The sequence below is a fragment of the Maridesulfovibrio salexigens DSM 2638 genome, from assembly GCF_000023445.1.
In the GTDB taxonomy this organism is placed as follows: Bacteria; Desulfobacterota; Desulfovibrionia; order Desulfovibrionales; family Desulfovibrionaceae; genus Maridesulfovibrio; species Maridesulfovibrio salexigens.
The window spans coordinates 2,037,764-2,054,119 of record NC_012881.1 but is presented as its reverse complement, the minus strand read 5'-3'; the positions used below and the strand labels follow the sequence as shown (position 1 = coordinate 2,054,119).

The window sequence follows — 16,356 nt, the reverse complement described above, 5'->3', positions numbered from 1 at the left end:
GGAGAACTAATATGTACAGGGCATCTACAGCAGATTTTCTTGCATTACCAACTCCTAAACGTTCAAACCAACAGAGCCCCCAACGACTGAAATGCATTGATGCCGGGAGTGAATTTTGCCCCTGCCACCTTGCTGAATCAGGAGAGTGCATTGTCTGCTCTATAATTCGAGGTGAAGCCAAGTGCGACTGCGATTGGACAGGAACATGCATCCTTGCCCAAAGCGAATGGCTTATCGGGCAAAGCAATCAGCGGGAAAGTCAATCTGCAAAAATCATATCCAGAAAAAATGTCGGCCAGGGCACTGAAATTTTACACATCCAAACCACTGCCAAGCTTGCCGCACAACTGACCAGGCCTGGAAGTTTTGTCTTTGTCCGCGGCAAACTGGAAAGCTACTACAACACCCCCTTAGCGGTCATAAAATCCTTCCCCAGAAGAAATGAAATTGCAGTGGCCTACACCAAACTAGGACCTAAAACCAAAACATTAGCAGCCTGTGAAGACGAACTATGGCTTCGAGGTCCATACTGGAACGGCATACTCGGACATAAGTACATTGAAAACGTATATAATCAGCGGGTAGTACTAATACTTTCAGGTATGGCACAAGTATGCGGTCCTAACATAGCACGAACCCTGCTACGCAATGGCAACAAAATAACATTGGTATATGGCGCAAAAGATTACCCTTTCATAATTCCCTACATTCAGGAGATTCCCTCTGCCACTTTTGTCAATCTGAAATCACAGAACGGCAAGCAGGAAATTTCAAATATATTTAGGAGGATAAGACCATATTCTATCTTCAGCGGAGGCTGCGATGAGCAGCATACCTTTTTGAAACAAGTTATGTCAGAGCTACGCTTAAAACCTCGCATGGCGACATCCAGCACTCATAAAATGTGCTGCGGAGAAGGAATATGCGGTGCGTGCATTACAAACCGAAACGGAACTTTAATACGGGCCTGCAAGACCTGTCTTACTCATGACTAATCTACTAAAATATAAAGGGTAAACCATGAGCACTATAATTGTAATCGGCGGTGGGTGGTCCGGTTGTGCTGCTGCATTGGCAGCACGAAAAAACAACTCGCAGGTAATTCTTCTTGAACGCACAGACTTATTGCTGGGATGCGGTCTGGCTGGCGGCATCATGCGAAATAACGGCAGGTACACAGCAGCAGAAGAACTCCGGCAACTTGGGGCCGGAGAACTGATCAAAGCCACAGACAGAGCAGCCACGCATGTGGATATAGATTTCCCTGGGCATGAACACGCAACTCTATATTCGACTTCGAAAGTTGAATCTTCCGTACGTCGATTGTTGACTGAAAAGAGTATTGATCTCCGTTTCATTTCCCGGGTCGCAGATATTCAGTGCTCAGACGGATATGTGCAAGCAGTGAAGTTAGCCGACAATAAGCTTGTGAAAGGAGATGTCTTTATAGATTGCACAGGATCAGCGGGATCAATGGGCAATTGCCATCGCTACGGAACGGGATGCGCAATGTGCATGCTTCGTTGTCCTTCATTTGGTCCAAGAATCAGTCTCACAGATCGCATGGGGATTAAAGATATCGTCGGCATGCGGCAAGATGGAGCAATAGGTTCCTTAAGCGGCTCATGCGAAATTCGTAAGGAATCTCTCTCCGAAGATATTCAGTTAGAACTAAAACAGAGCGGAGTATCTGTAACCCCCCTACCGGAACAGTTGATTCATGAAAGCATGCTCAACAAAAAATCATGCCGTCAGTATGCCCTTCCTGATTTTGCAAGAAACATTGTCTTACTTGATACAGGTGGGCATGCCAAAATGATGACCCCATATTTCCCCATCGACAAACTACGTATGGTCCCCGGCTTTACAGACGCTCTCTATAGTCACGGCAGTAGTATGGCCAACTCTGTGAGATTCTTGAGCCGAGCCCCCAGAAACGATCTCATGAAAGTTACCGGGACAAACAATTTATTCTGCGGAGGTGAAAAATCGGGTTTCTTTGTCGGACACACTGAAGCCATGGTTACAGGGACATTAGCCGGCTACAATGCTGCTGCCCTCATTAATGACGAAGAACAAATGCACTTACCAAGAGAACTGGCCTGCGGTGATATTATAGCTGCCGAATCAGAAGGTTTGAATAAAGAGAACGGATTAAAACAACGTTATACCTTTTCCGGAGGTATTTACTTTGAACAAATGCAAAAGCGCGAACTGTATCTAGTGGACAAATCAAAGATTAACACGAGGGTTAACGACCTCGGGTTAACCGGCATTTTCGACGCTTCTTCAAATAATGAAGCAGCCTAACGAAAGGAGTAAATCATGGAAAACAAAACTCACACCTCGCGATGCTTTTTTGGTTGTAATTCAGCAGAAGGATTTCATTCTTTTTTTAATTTTTTACCAGATATGGACAATGCAAAAATGGTTATTGTCAAAGGAGGTCCGGGAACCGGGAAATCGACTTTTATCAAACAGATAGGGGACGCTTTCACCAAAGAAGGATACGATTTGGAATATCAACATTGCTCACTTGACCCAGAATCATATGACGCTGTTACCATCCCTGAAATTAAATCCATTGTTGTAGCGGCAACCGGTCATCACGTATATGACCCGCGCAACCCCGGAGCTGTTGATGAGATCCTAAATCTTGGAGACTACTGGGATGTAGAGGGAATTCGCAAGCACCGCAAAGAAATTATTGAAATCAACTCAATGGCAGAAGGCCAATTTCACAAGGTTTACAACCAACTTAAGGCAGCACGTCTTTTGTTAGCAAATGCTGAAATAATAAGTTCTTCAGCGCTCAATCCTTCCAAAATGAATATCATTGAACAGGACATATGCTCCTTTTTACCAGCAGCGGAAAAAATGGAACGATTTGGTTCGGAACGTAATTGCTTTGTGTCTTCCATTACTCCATTTGGCGAAGAGCATTTAGCCGACACGATCGTACACAACAACACACAAATAATCGGCCTTATAGGGGAACCGGGGTCAGGACGAAGCACATTAATGAAGCAGATAGGAAAAAAAGCGCAGTTAAAAAACCTTGTGGTTGAATATTATCATAAGCCAATAGACCCAACAATTATTGAACACATTCATATTCCTGAGGCTGAAATAATGGTTACTGTTCAGCCCGATCTGATGCCTGCAAACAATCCTATGACAACATACAATTTGGCTGATTGCGCGAACACATTAACTAGAGCTGAAAAAAGCGAGATCAGCTCTGCCAAGCAAAGATACGAAGAAATCCTTGGTGATGCGATAGAAAGTCTGCTGTATGCAAAGAACACTCATTCCGAACTGGAACAATACTACGTGCCTTACATGGACTTTGATAGTGTTAATCAAAAATGCAAAGATGTTGTGGAATCTTTAAGACAACACGCAACTATTTTTAATTAGCATTCCCCCAAGGGATCACCCTCCAAGAGTGAGCCCTAGAGATATTAATATAAAAAAATCTCGAGACCATACACTATTAATTCGATATCCCCCACAACCACCCAAAACAGCCCTTGCTATTCCATTGAATAGCAAGGGCTGCTTCAATTTCTATACGTCAACTCTTGTAAAACTAACCCATAATTCTATTTGAGTACGGATATACCTAATTACTACCGGAATTAAGCTGCACAATGGCATCCTGTAACTCTTCTGCCATCATTGCTAGGTCGGCAATTGAGCATGCTGACTGCTGTGCGCTGTCAGTTGAACCTTCTGCCAGCTGAGCTATATGTGAAACCGTTTTCTCAATATCTTTGGATGCTACAGACTGCTGGGTGGCTGCGAGTGCTATACCTTCGATTTTTTCAGCCACATGATCAGACAACCCCTGAATATGCTTGAATACATCCACGGAATTATTAACCTCACTATCAGCCGAACACGCAAAGGCGAGAGCTTTCTTGACTCCCTCAATATTTTCGTGAGTCCGGTCCTGAATGCTGGAAATGCATTTATCCACTTCTTTAGTAGCAACCATAGTCTTTTCGGCGAGCTTGCGAACTTCGTCAGCTACTACAGCAAATCCTTTTCCAGCTTCCCCGGCACGGGCAGCTTCAATAGCGGCGTTAAGGGCCAGCAGGTTTGTCTGATCGGCTATCTCATTAATTACGCCGACAACTTCACCTATAGATTCGATCTCGGTTCCGAGGCTGACCATATCGGTCTCTAGGCTTGAAACCGTCCCGGAAACCATACTCATGGCATCTCTGGCCTTAAATACTACTTCAATTCCGCCACCGGCTTCTTTTCTGGCATCATTAGCGGTGGAAGAAACCCCCTCCGCGTTTTCCGCAACTTCTCTGGCGGTAATATGCATTTGCTCTACGGCAGTTGCTGAAGCATTCATGTGCCCCTGCTGCTCTAAAGCCCCGTCTGCAATTGCTTGAGTCCTGATTTTTAAATCAGCGGAAGCCTCGGTCAGCCTGAGAACAATTGCTTCGGCCCGGGCGGATGCTCCGGTAATTTTCTCCATGAGCGATAAGGTATAGTTCTGCTGCTCAACTGCCTCATCTCTGGCTTTCTCCGCAAGAGCGGCCTGATTTACGGCATCCTGTTCGAGAGCACGGGCTTCATCAATTCCAGCCTTGAGTTGCCCGACCATACCGACCAGCACATCACGCAGTTCCTGCAATTCGGCAGCAAACCGTCCTTCCGGCTCGCAGTCTAGATCTCCGCCAGCCACGGACTTGGCGTACCCTCCTAGCCTTTTCAACGAAGATGAAACCGTTAGCATGACCCAGAGCAATATGAACAGGACCGCAACTCCTACAGCGACTTCTATCGCTATAACCGTGTATCCGATTACGGCAGAATCATGCTCCAATCTTTCGGAACTGATCGTCAGAATTTTATCATATAAAGGTTCTACAGCCCGAGCGGACATAATGAGCTCGGCCTTAAGCTTGATTATGGAATTCTCCAGCGCAATGTATTCATGAAAGGCTTCGCTGTAATCATCCAGAGCAGTCAGCAGAGTCTTGGCACGCTCTTCGGGAAAGGCAGCACGCACCTCATCCCTGATCCGCAAGATCATGGAATCAACACGCTTAACCGGGGTTTCACCACCGCGAATTATATAGTTCTTCTCCTGTCTGCGCATCTGAAGGACAAGAATCAACAATTCGGAATTGATTGTGCCTTCCTTGAAAGCTTCCTCCATGTTTCTTGCCGCATTAATGAAATTCCAACGCAGCCCTTCATTCATGGTAAGACCTTTTGATACATAGTGATTATGCACTTCAGTCAGATATTTCTTATAGGCATCAATAAAGCTAACAACCTTGACGCAGGGCTCTTTCAATTCAAATGAAAGGGCCTCAACCTCTTTCACTTTCTTTACAGAATCATCCGCATGCTTAATGGCCTTTTCAAAAGACGAAGAATCCATACGCAACAGGAAATTCTTCTCCTGCCTCCTCGCTTGCAGAAACAATTCAACCCCTTCATTTGCAAGCATCTCAACCTTACGGCTGTTTTCAATGACCCTGTCACCCCAATAGTTAACGCCGAAAATAGCAACAAGGCCCAAAAATGATGTCATAAACACCAACATTAATTTTGCTTTGATACTCATAATGACTCCATGCGCCATACTTTACGTTGTTTAACCGGGAAAAAGGACAACGTCAGTCAACATTATTGTTGAGAATATCTACAGCACCCGTATCCCAATTCCTGATCCGCTTGTTTTCCACCGCCAACCCGATCACAGATAAAAGCTGCTCGATTGACACCGGCTTTGCCAGATAATCAAATACGCCGTTGCGCATCATCTTGAGAGCATTTTCAATGATCGGAAAACCCGTCAGGAGAATTATTTCCACAGCGATTCCATGTTTTTTAATAATCGTGAAAACATCCTCTCCCGGAAGGTTAGGCATATTGCTGTCCAACAGGACAACATCCACCTCCCCCCTTTCAAGCACATGCAGGGCAGCCATTCCGTCAGCAACGGCCACAGCATCAAATCCGAACTTCTCAAGAATACGTTTCAGACTTTCCCTGAACCGATCCTCATCATCGACAATCAGAATCCGTCCTTTGCTGTTCATGACGACCTTGCTCCATTTACGGGAATCGCCACCGAAAAGACTGTCCCCTTGCCGACAGAAGACTCTACATCGATGGTTCCTCCCAGTTGATTGATAATACGAAGACTTACGGCGAGACCGATTCCTGTCCCTTCTTCAGGACTTTTGGTCGTGAAAAAGGGAGTAAATATATGAGGAAGTTTATCTTCAGCTATTCCGACACCGTTATCCGCAACACGGACAACAACCTTTCCGCCTTCCCGCCTGCTGGAAATGACAATCTCCCCCCTATGGCCGACAGCCTGAATTGCATTTTTAAGGAGATTCAAGAAAACCTGCCGCAGCAGCGGAGGATCTGTATTGACTGAAAGCGCACCGGAAGGAATGTCCCGGACAACTTTTATTTTCTTACCGCCCACTTCTTCATCCACCAGCGCGAGCATTCCCTTCAGTAATTTATTGATGTCCACCTGCTGGGTTACAGGCAGTCTTTTTCGCCCCATATCCAGCAGTTTACGAGTAACTTCCGAACACCGTCTTACCTGCGCCCTGATGACCCCAATACTCTCATCAATCTCGTCTGTGAGCAGGCAACTCTCTGAAAATTCAATGTTAACCCTTATAATTTCAGCCTCTTGCATGATTATATTCAGAGGATTGTTAATTTCATGGGCTATCCCGGCAGACATCTCGTCAAAAGAATTCATACGCTTGAGCTGAACAAGCTGACCTTCCAGCTCAAGACTTTTACGCCTCGCACGCCGCAATTCCTGCAAAATAAACCCAAGCAACGAAAAACCTGCCACAGCAGCTATAATCTCAACGCAGGTGCCGTACCCTGCATTGATCAACGATCCTGCAACGCCAATCAATGCAAGACCTAAGAAAACATGCCGTAGCAGATTAAGATCTCTAACTTCCAGAGCTGACATTCCCGCCTCCGCCTTCACGCCTAAGTACTGCATGCTCATGAGCGCTCCGAATCCTTTCGATAAGATCATCGATTTCAAAGGGTTTAAGAATGTAATCGTAGGCCCCGTGGCTTATTCCCTCCAATCCGGAAGCAACCGAGCTATGGCCCGTGAGCATGATCACTTCCACTTCACTATGCTTGCGGCGCATATGCTTCAGAGCATCCATGCCGCTCATACCGGGCATCCTCACATCAAGAATGACTACATCCACAGGATTGGCGGAAAGAAAATGCAAAGCCTCAGCACCACCGGAAGCCACTTCAACATCAAAATTCCTTCTTTCAAGTCTTCTTTTGACCAGTTTCAAGAAATCAGCCTCGTCATCCACCACAAGCAGCTTTATTCTGGACATACTTCCTCCTGTATGTAGGTATTCCTATTCACCAGCGGCAACCGCACAATGAATTGAGCTCCGCCTTCAGGCAGATTTCTGGCCTTAACGCTTCCTCCAACTCTTTTGAGGATCGTATAAATGATGGAAAGTCCTAATCCGGTGCCTTCCCCGGCTGACTTGGTGGTAAAGAAAGGATCAAAGACCTTACTGAGAAGCTCCGGCGGGATTCCCGGACCAGAATCAGCAATCTCAAGCTCGACAAAATCACCGTTACTACGGGTTGAAAGCTTGATTGAGCCGTCATTTCCTACGGCATCAATTGCATTCTCCATGAGGTTCAAAACAACCTGCTGAACCTGATTGAAATCAGTAGAAATAGAAGGAAGGTCCGGACTGAGATCGTAGGAGACCCAGATAGTCCGGTATAAAATTTCATTATCGAGAAATGAAACGGTCTCCCGGACCAGTTGATTAAGATCGACATCATCCTGCGCCGGTTCCATACTGCGCGCGAAACCAAGCATTCTGTGTGTTACAGAACGGGCCCGTTCCACATGGCGTTCAATATCCCCAAGAGCCTCTTCCAGATTCGGAAGATCTTTAACCCCTTCAAAACCGCCATCGGAAATCATGTCCCTGATCCATCCGGCACTTTCCCTGATAATGGAAAGAGGATTATTGACTTCATGCGCTACTCCGGCTGCCATCTTTCCAAGTGAAGCCATCTTGGAGGATTGCATGACCGTGGCATCCATAAGAGATTTTTCTTTATCCGCAGTCATCAATTTGCGGACAATGGAAGTAATAACGAAATATGTCCCGATGGAAATCATCAGGGCGCAGACAAAAAGCAGGACAAATACAAGTGACTGGTCCCGAATGACCGGAGAAAGCTCCTCCTCAGGATTCTCAAGAACAACGAGGCTCCAATCAACCATGTTTAATTGCATTATCCCGGCCACCATTCGGGTTCCGTGATCATTCCATTTGATTATCTCTACGTTGCCGCCGGGGGAAAACTCAGGAAGGATTGCTTTGGAAAGAACATCTCCGCCGCGTCTGGATGATGTTTGCAGCAACAGGTTGGAATTGATCAGATAAGCATCGCCTAGTTGACCTGTCCGAACATTACTTACCAATGAATTGAATACATCTGAGTCAATGGTAGCGCGCAGTATCCATGTCCGCCCCTGTTCCCTGCGCTTAACGGCTATTACAAAATGCGGAAAATTCCTGTAGCCCATGAAAACATCACTGATGAAAACCCCTTTAAGCATGGCCTGATTAAACCAGCGCTGATCCTGATAGTTGATGTTCTTCAAATCGTAAGGCCCGCAATAGGCAACGTGATTGCCCTGCTGATCGAAAACGCCAAGATCGATGAAGGAATTCGATGTGCTGTAAATGGCATCAAAAAGACTATTCAGCTTTTCCTGATTTGAAATTTCAGAAAAGAAGTTGGTATTGGCGATGTTCTGTAACTGAACGACACGTTCCTCCAGGAACATATCAATGGCATCAGCCTTATTGAGTACAGTCAGCCGTAAATTGCTGCGTAACTTATCCTCATAAGATTCACTGAACTGACCGTGCAGGACAAAACCTAACAGAAATAAGGGGATAAGCGAAAAAGACAGAGCTGTTGCAGTCAATTTCCATTTTAGCTGAAGATAGTGGAAAGCCTTCATTTTCCACCCCCGGAGAGCAGGACTTCAATTTCCCTGCGGAATTTATTCCTGTAGTTCTCAACGGCAGCACCGTCCTTCATGATCATGTCCAGCTGCCTGGTCTGCACAAGCAGGTATCCGGCGACAACTAATCCTCGCTCGGCCATTTCCAAAGAGATACCTTCCATACGGGCAAACAGCACATCATCACGGACAGAGGTATGAAATCCATGCTCCGCCAGTATTTCGGCCACCAACTGCAATCGCAAAGACCTCCTGCCCATATCCGCAGCTCCGCCCTTAAACTGAAAGAGAACGTAATTCATTTCAGCATCATCAGCGGCAAAGCCTTCAATGGTGCAATAATGAAAACCCAATCGGGACTGTAAGCTGCAATAATTCCGACCCACGATGAAATAGCTGCGTTCCCCCATACTATTGCGAACTCCCGGAACCAGAGCCGGATTGCAGGTGGCCCCGAAAAGAACCGAAGCAAATCCGTCAGCACATACATCGGGTGGCCCTTCCCATGGAAAACCGGTCATTCCGGACCACAAGGACCTCATTGCATTGGAACGGATATCCTCGAAACGCACGTATCCATCATCATTGGAAGCGTTGTTATCTGAAACTCCTCCCCCAAGATCAATAATCCAGTATTGCAGCCTGTCTCCGTCCACCATCTGCCTTGCGGAATCATCAATTCCGGCACGCTTTTTAAACATTTCTGCTACGGCTTTTTCATGGCAGAAACGGGTTATGTCGTGCAGGGTTTTACATCTTTCCGGGAGAAAATCCGGGCTGCGGGGATCGGTCAAAGTCAGGGGGGTAATCAGCTTGAGTACTGAACAGAGAGCTTTGCGTACCGGAGTCTCCGTATTAAAGGCTTTGCGCGGCTTATCATTATTGCCAAGACTTCCTGAAAGGATGCGGCCCTGCACAGCGTCAACTATGACCTCTCCTGCTCCCTTCAACTTCTCAACTGCATCGGGAACACCAATCAAAGCGGGAATATCATATTCACGGGCCACATTTGCCAGATGTCCGGTACAACTACCGAATTCAGCTATCACAGCGGAGGCATCCGGGAGCAGAGCCGCCAGTTCGGGACCGGCGACTCTGGTAAGGAGGACTCCCCCGAAGGGGAAATCGATCATGTCGTGGGCATGTTCGATGTAGTAGGTAATTCCTGATGCGATTCCTGAGCTGGCGGGCTGGCAGGAATCCACAATGACTGGAAATTTATGATCGTCATTAACGCTTTCCTGTACATGCTGCTGCGCCATTATTCCCAAAGGACGGCATTGCAAAACATACAGTATCCCATCGCCTGTCAAAGCCCATTCCATATCCTGAGGGCAATCAAAATGATCTTCGAGGTCCAGTACTGTCTGGCCTATGCGGACAAGCACATCATGATCTATCGCAGGCTGATTCACTTGATCCGGCTCCAGCCTTCGGCGGGCAACACTTCCGTCAAAAGCCATAAAGCGGCCCCACTCCTGATCAACTATCTCCTCATAGATTACTGCAAGAGAATCCTTGTCCAACCGCCAAAGATCACTTCTGGTAACCCCGTCGACAATACTGCTGGGGAGACCATGCACAGCTGAAACAACTATCTGTCCTTCATGAAGACCTGAAGGATCACTACTGTAGGCGACACCGCCTGCCACGGCATCAATCATTTCCACACACCCAACGCACATAACCATCTCATCATCACGTATTCCGTGATTCAGGCGATAGGTAACAGCGGAGGCAGTATACATGCTGGCAATTACATTGCGGTACGCCTCCACTATCTCATCAGCAGCAACGCCCAGCTCTGTATGGAATTGTCCTGCAAAACTTGTTTCCAAACTATCTTCACAAAGAGCACTGCTGCGCACGGCATGAGACACTCTTCGCCCCGCAGCCAGTTGCTCTACTGCTTCGGAAATTTCATTTTCAAGATCCTGAGGAAATTGACAAAGGCTGATGGCTTCGCGGACGTTTCTTTCCAAAACCCTAAGAGTTGCATAGTTCTCTTCACCGCAAATCTGGGCCACCCTTTTTAATTCCTCACCCAGACCGGTTTCCAACAACAATACTCTGAAGGCAGAAGCGGTAATAGAAAAACCTTCGGGAACGCGAATACCGGGGATAGATGCCACCTCACCCAGCAAAGCCATCTTTGATCCTGCCTCTGATATCAGGCCGGAATTCAATTCGTGGAGATTGATGATGTTTGGCCCGGAAACCCTCTCAACATCAGCTGCAAGCTCTTTATTCATCAACATCAGAATCCTGTTGAAAGCATCCTTCAGTCCCTCGTACCTTCCGGGAGCAATACGGCATAGCCGCTCAATCATATTGCGCACATCAGCGGATATCCTGATATTTTCAGCCCGGATATAGGTCATCCCTACAGGCTTAACACTGCGGGAGGCTTCAGTCAGTTCCGCCATCCTTTTGAGGGCACTGTTATTGGCGGAAAGCAGCAGACGGAAATTTTCACATCGCTCAAGGAAACGTGCTGAGGAATTGCGATCATCAGCAGAAGGATTTCTCAATATACGGGAAATTGCATTTATGAAAGTACGCATATCCTGCCTCCTGCATCAACGAATTCTGATTCTGGCTTCTCGAACAGCATCCATAATCTTGAAGTACAATTCTTCGGTACTGACCGGCTTAAGCAGGTAGTCAAAAGCCCCTCCTCCCGAGACTTGTGAAAGAGCTTCCATATTTGCGTGTCCGGTCAGAATAATTACCGGTATTTCAGGCTTCACCGCCCTTAAACGCTTCAATGTTTCAATCCCGTTCATTTCTGGCATCAGGATATCCAGCACAATTGCGTCAAAATCGGCATCCTCGACCATCCGCAAGGCTGCTAAACCGCTTGAGGCAACACTGACTTCAACATTGCGGCGAATAAGACGGCGCTTATAAGCAATAAGGAAATCATTTTCATCATCGACTAGAAGAACATGGATACTTTTCATTCTCTTTCTCCTTGATCCACCCAGACGCAGGCCGGGCGGGAGTTTCCCGGCCTGCTGATGAGGGGGGTGGTGATCAGCATTATGCGGTCACAAAATATGATGGACTAATTTACTTGAAAATCACGAATGGCTATAACAAGCGGCGCAACAGTCCAGAAAAACAACAAAAGCAGAACAGCTGTCAGCACCACAGTTATGAAAGATTGGAACCTGCCCAGTTTTCCGGTTTTATAGAGCCCCACCCCCACAAGGATGGCCCGGACCGGCTCCATTACAACAGCCAATCCCGGTATCCATGAAATGACCATCACCGCTCCGCTGGAGTAGGCATAAACATTAAAAACACAGGAGTAAGAAGCCATAGACGGAGTCATCATCCGCATAATGCAAAATGAGAAACATGCGCCCAGAGCAGGCATAAACACAGCGTTGATCATCATAACCACGCCCATTATCAGTGAATTTTCAAAAAAATAGGTCATACTGACCGAACAGTAGAACAGGCCTGAAATCATCAGGAAAAGAAGCGCGCGCCTGCTGCCTGTTTCATCGTTAGCGCTCTCAAAAAATGAAGCCGGAGAACGTATAATGAAGATTAGAGATTCCAGATATTCCCGCACTCCCATTTTCACCGACGGTGCCTGTGTATTAGTCATGACATACTCCTAATTCAGATAACTGCTGATCCCTTCAACCAGTCCCCAGAGAAGCATGGCTGAGGTCAGCACAAAAAGGATCTGCTGTTCTGTTCTTTTTGAAAAATATGTGGTTCCGTTTTTATGAATAAATTTCTTTTCAACCTTATTTCCCGTTTTCATTGTCTACCCCCTTAAGGTGCGGCCGACCGGGGCCGGCCGCTTTTTTCCGGTTTAGAAGGACGGCAGGCTGCCGAAACCTATTCCGCTCCAGTAAACCGCTGTGAGCAGGATGATGAGAATGTTCGCAACAAACCACATGGGAATACCCACACGCAGGTAGTCCTTCGGCTCCAGATAACCGGAAGCGTAGACGATTGCGTTGGGGGGAGTTCCAATGATCAGGCAGTATGCAAATGATGATGCCACTGCGGTAGACATAGCCATAAAGGGAAGGAAGGTTGTGCCGGGATGCACGATACTGGCCATATTCAGGGTAATCGGACCGACTGCGGCCGCGGCAGGTCCGTCAGCCATCAGGTTAGTCAGTACCGCGGTCAGGCCGTTGGAGGTCAGCATAAGGGGAAGACCTTCACTCATACCCAGCGGAGCCAGCATATCGATGCAGGATTGAGCCAGCCAATATGCCGCACCGGTCTGGTCAAGAGTTCTACCGAAGATGATTGCACCGGCGTATAGCCAGACAACACCCCAGTCTACTTTTTCCTGATAATCTCGCCAGTTAACAACTCCGGCCAGCAGGTAGGCCACCGCACCGGCAACCGCGATTACACCGATACCGAGGCGAATCGGGTAGATGCCGATGTTGTAGAAAGCTTTTTCTGTGAACCAGCCGAAAACCATGACAAGGAAAATAACCATGGCCCAGATCTGATCCCTGTTCCAGCGGCCCATCTTATTGATTTCACTTTCAAGATGACGCATAGCCGGAGCCAAAGAAGTAATCCGGGGCTTGAAAAGCATATTGCAGACAATCCAGGTAAGCGGAATCATAACTATCACGAAGGGCATGCAGTACATGATCCACTGTGCATAACCGATGTCCATACCGAACATATCAGTAAGGTATGTCATCATGATTACATTTCGGGCGCCGCCTGAAGGAGCACCGGGACCACCGATGTTACAGGCCATGGCAATGGATATCATGAGCATTTTAGCCAGTTCCTTGTCCTCAGGAACTTCGTCGGTCAGGCTGTTCTGATAAAGCAGCATACCGATGGGCAGGAACATTGCGGCAAGGGCGTGGTCGGAAATGAAAGCCGCAAGCGGACTGATGACCACGAAGAAGATGAGCGTGATCCAGCGCACATTAGGCACAGCCAGCTTCTTGAACATGAGCATGCACATGCGCTTGTCCACTCCCGTTTTAACGAAAGCTGCTGCGAACATAAGCGAACCCATGATAAACCAAACCGCATCACTCCAGTACAACCCGGCCACCTGACTTCGGGTAACAACACCTGAGAATACCAGAATCAACCCGATGCAGAAGGCCACCCCCGGAAGGGGCATGCACTCGGTCATAAAGCAGAAGACGACAAACACGACCATGGCAATGGCAACTTTAATTTTCCATGCCCCGCCATCAGCGTTCTTTTTATCGTTTTGAGAAAGGTCGGAATAATTCAAATTCTTTGTGCGCAGGTTGTACGCACTTTTCATAATATTCAAAAAGACTTCATCAGAGATATTCTTATCCACATAGTCTCTGGCCTTAACGAGGTTGGCTGAATCAACCGGAATCTTATATTTCTTGACCCACTTTTCGTTACGGCTCATGAAGCGTTTCTTACTTAAAGCGCCCATACGCATGTTCTGTTCCATCATACGCGCCGTGAGCGCCTGCCACTGTTCCACAGCAGCACTTCCCGCACCGAAAAGCTGTTCGCTGATATAATTTGTTACAACCTTCGGACCTACTGAATATTGCATCCCGACTTTTTTCATACCCTGCGGTGTGGGCAAAGCCAGAATAATAAAAAACAGTACCACCGGAATAATCAGCAGCCTCCAGTTGACAAACTTATCGTATCCGGTTGCTTTTTTCTTTGAGTTTGACATATGTTTACCCCTGTATTGCAAATCTGCTGTGATTATCTGGACGAAATAATTCGAGCTATTTCGTAAAAGAGTTCCTGCTCCCTGACGATGCCAACATCTATGCCGTTCTCTTGAACGATTATGCGTCTCTTGCCTGAGGTGATAAGGGCATTAGTCGCATCCATAAGGTTCGCTGAGGATTCAATAGTCAGGAACTCTCCAGACAGCAGAGAGCGAACAGTCCTGCCCGCAAGCTTCTCTGCAAGAGTTGTGAATTGGCCATCCCAAAACATTGCCGAATATTGAAGACTGTCCGCAGTGGAAGGCTTCGGTGCTGAAAGGTATTCAGGAAGAACAGCATAAAGCAGATCGCGGGGACTGAGGATACCGGCAGTACTACCGTCCGCGTTCCGTGCGATTACAGAGCGATGCCCGGACTCCATGAGTCTGTTTGTCGCAACCAGCCCCTGCATAGACTTCCGCAGAGCAGCAATTGCTTCGCTTATGGTGCTGTCCGCTTCGACCTCCGTGTACTCATCAAGGGGAATCATCACACTTCCAACCGATTTTTCCGGCAGCTTCACTTTTGCCACACTGTGAAATGCATCATTGATTTTGGCTGCAAGCAGGTCGATATCGCAGGGCTTTGCCAGATAGTCATAAGCGCCTGCGGAATAGGCCTTTTTAGCCCCCGAAATATCGCCATGGCCTGTAAGCATAATGATGGGAATATCAGGATCCTTTTCCCTGATTCTTTCAAGGGTTTCATGACCGCTCATTCCTCCCATTCTGACATCAAGAATGATGACATCCGGCGAATGGGACAGCATATCCAGAGCCTCTTCTCCACTAGCCGCAAGCATCGTTTCGAAGCCCTTGCGGGTAAGGATTTTTGCAGTTGTCTCGCGAAAACGTTCCTCATCATCAACCATGAGGACTTTGATAATTTCCATTATGTAACCTCCTTTAATTTCAACTTTAACCGGAAGGAAAACCTATTCCTGATTTTCCTTCCGGGCCGAAAGAAATCGTTGTTTCTGTCTGTGTATTTTTGCTGATGCCTCCTCTACATTTTCAAGCAGCTCCTTCATACTCACCGGTTTGATCAAGAAATCGAATGCACCTAATTTCAAGCCTTCTACCGCCGCCTCCATTGAGGCGTGCCCTGTCAGGATAACCACTTCCACAAACGGGAACTTTTTTTTGATTCGCTGCAAAGTTTCGATGCCGTCCATGCCCGGCATTTTGATGTCAAGAAAGACAACGTGAACATCTGTCTGCTCCAGCAATTCGAGTGCTTCTTTTCCTGATGTACAGGTCAAGACTTCAAATCCCAATTTCTCGAAAAGCTTCTTGGTAGTGCAAAGCAGACGTTCCTCGTCGTCTACAAGCATGATTCTTGTGTTCCTCATTTTGAGTTCATCCTTTTAAATTGATTACGGTTGCACAGAGCAAACCAATGAAACCGACCTCATTAATGCAGACGACATGCCAACTCATAATCACCTAATTTATCAAACTAAATTAGCGCAAAACATCTCGCAAAACGCAAAACACAGGTTCTTTTTAGCAACGAAAAACGACAAGAAAGAAAACAAAAATCAGTGATGAAAAGATGGAATGGTGGGTGGCATTGGAAATG

Annotated in this window: 15 protein-coding genes; 3 read left to right on the top strand and 12 right to left on the bottom strand. The window is 46.9% G+C overall.

From position 1 onward, the window contains the following. The first annotated feature begins 11 nt into the window (after positions 1-11). Genes DESAL_RS09370 through DESAL_RS09360 form a run of 3 tightly spaced genes read left to right on the top strand, consistent with a single transcriptional unit; the run spans position 12 to position 3,420 of the window. Entirely contained in the window at positions 12-995 is a 984-nt protein-coding gene (locus tag DESAL_RS09370) for a sulfide/dihydroorotate dehydrogenase-like FAD/NAD-binding protein (protein WP_015851749.1), read from the top strand. Between the two features lie 25 nt (positions 996-1,020). After that, on the top strand, positions 1,021-2,310 hold the full coding sequence (locus tag DESAL_RS09365; protein ID WP_015851748.1) for an FAD-dependent oxidoreductase: 1,290 nt from the start codon (positions 1,021-1,023) through the stop codon (positions 2,308-2,310). 15 nt (positions 2,311-2,325) lie between these two features. Then, positions 2,326-3,420 carry a hypothetical protein gene (locus tag DESAL_RS09360; RefSeq protein ID WP_015851747.1) on the top strand — a complete coding sequence of 365 codons (1,095 nt, stop codon included), beginning with the start codon at positions 2,326-2,328 and terminating at the stop codon, positions 3,418-3,420. A 205-nt stretch (positions 3,421-3,625) separates the two neighbouring features. Here DESAL_RS09360 and DESAL_RS19740 read toward each other — a convergent pair whose 3' ends face one another. The 12 genes from DESAL_RS19740 to DESAL_RS09305 all read right to left on the bottom strand — a co-directional run bounded on the left by DESAL_RS19740 (position 3,626) and on the right by DESAL_RS09305 (position 16,126). Then, the gene (locus DESAL_RS19740) at positions 3,626-5,596 is read right to left on the bottom strand and encodes a methyl-accepting chemotaxis protein (protein WP_015851746.1); all 1,971 of its coding nucleotides are present in this window, start codon (positions 5,594-5,596) and stop codon (positions 3,626-3,628) included. Between the two features lie 52 nt (positions 5,597-5,648). Next, positions 5,649-6,074, bottom strand: a complete 426-nt coding sequence (locus DESAL_RS09350; RefSeq protein ID WP_015851745.1) for a response regulator — start codon at positions 6,072-6,074, stop codon at positions 5,649-5,651. Beyond that, entirely contained in the window at positions 6,071-6,985 is a 915-nt protein-coding gene (locus DESAL_RS09345; protein WP_015851744.1) for a sensor histidine kinase, read from the bottom strand. Before DESAL_RS09345 ends, DESAL_RS09350 begins: the two co-directional genes overlap by 4 nt. Then, a complete protein-coding gene (locus tag DESAL_RS09340; RefSeq protein ID WP_015851743.1) occupies positions 6,966-7,379 on the bottom strand; it encodes a response regulator in 414 nt (137 codons plus the stop codon). The genes DESAL_RS09345 and DESAL_RS09340 overlap by 20 nt, the downstream gene beginning before the upstream one ends. Then, positions 7,367-9,049 (bottom strand): sensor histidine kinase, encoded by a 1,683-nt coding sequence (locus tag DESAL_RS09335; protein ID WP_015851742.1) that lies wholly within the window; start codon positions 9,047-9,049, stop codon positions 7,367-7,369. The genes DESAL_RS09340 and DESAL_RS09335 overlap by 13 nt, the downstream gene beginning before the upstream one ends. Further along, positions 9,046-11,616, bottom strand: a complete 2,571-nt coding sequence (locus DESAL_RS09330) for a PEP/pyruvate-binding domain-containing protein (RefSeq protein WP_015851741.1) — start codon at positions 11,614-11,616, stop codon at positions 9,046-9,048. Before DESAL_RS09330 ends, DESAL_RS09335 begins: the two co-directional genes overlap by 4 nt. Positions 11,617-11,631: 15 nt before the next feature. Further along, complete coding sequence (locus DESAL_RS09325) at positions 11,632-12,015, bottom strand: response regulator (protein ID WP_015851740.1); 384 nt, start codon at positions 12,013-12,015, stop codon at positions 11,632-11,634. A 104-nt stretch (positions 12,016-12,119) separates the two neighbouring features. Continuing rightward, a complete protein-coding gene (locus tag DESAL_RS09320) occupies positions 12,120-12,671 on the bottom strand; it encodes a hypothetical protein (RefSeq protein ID WP_015851739.1) in 552 nt (183 codons plus the stop codon). A gap of 9 nt (positions 12,672-12,680) precedes the next feature. Beyond that, positions 12,681-12,833 (bottom strand): hypothetical protein, encoded by a 153-nt coding sequence (locus tag DESAL_RS20345; RefSeq protein ID WP_015851738.1) that lies wholly within the window; start codon positions 12,831-12,833, stop codon positions 12,681-12,683. Positions 12,834-12,884: 51 nt separating this feature from the next. Beyond that, positions 12,885-14,735 carry an SLC13 family permease gene (locus DESAL_RS09315; RefSeq protein WP_015851737.1) on the bottom strand — a complete coding sequence of 617 codons (1,851 nt, stop codon included), beginning with the start codon at positions 14,733-14,735 and terminating at the stop codon, positions 12,885-12,887. A 32-nt stretch (positions 14,736-14,767) separates the two neighbouring features. Beyond that, positions 14,768-15,667, bottom strand: coding sequence for a response regulator (locus DESAL_RS09310; RefSeq protein ID WP_015851736.1), 900 nt, complete (start codon positions 15,665-15,667; stop codon positions 14,768-14,770). A 42-nt stretch (positions 15,668-15,709) separates the two neighbouring features. Continuing rightward, a complete protein-coding gene (locus tag DESAL_RS09305) occupies positions 15,710-16,126 on the bottom strand; it encodes a response regulator (protein WP_015851735.1) in 417 nt (138 codons plus the stop codon). Positions 16,127-16,356: the final 230 nt, after the last annotated feature.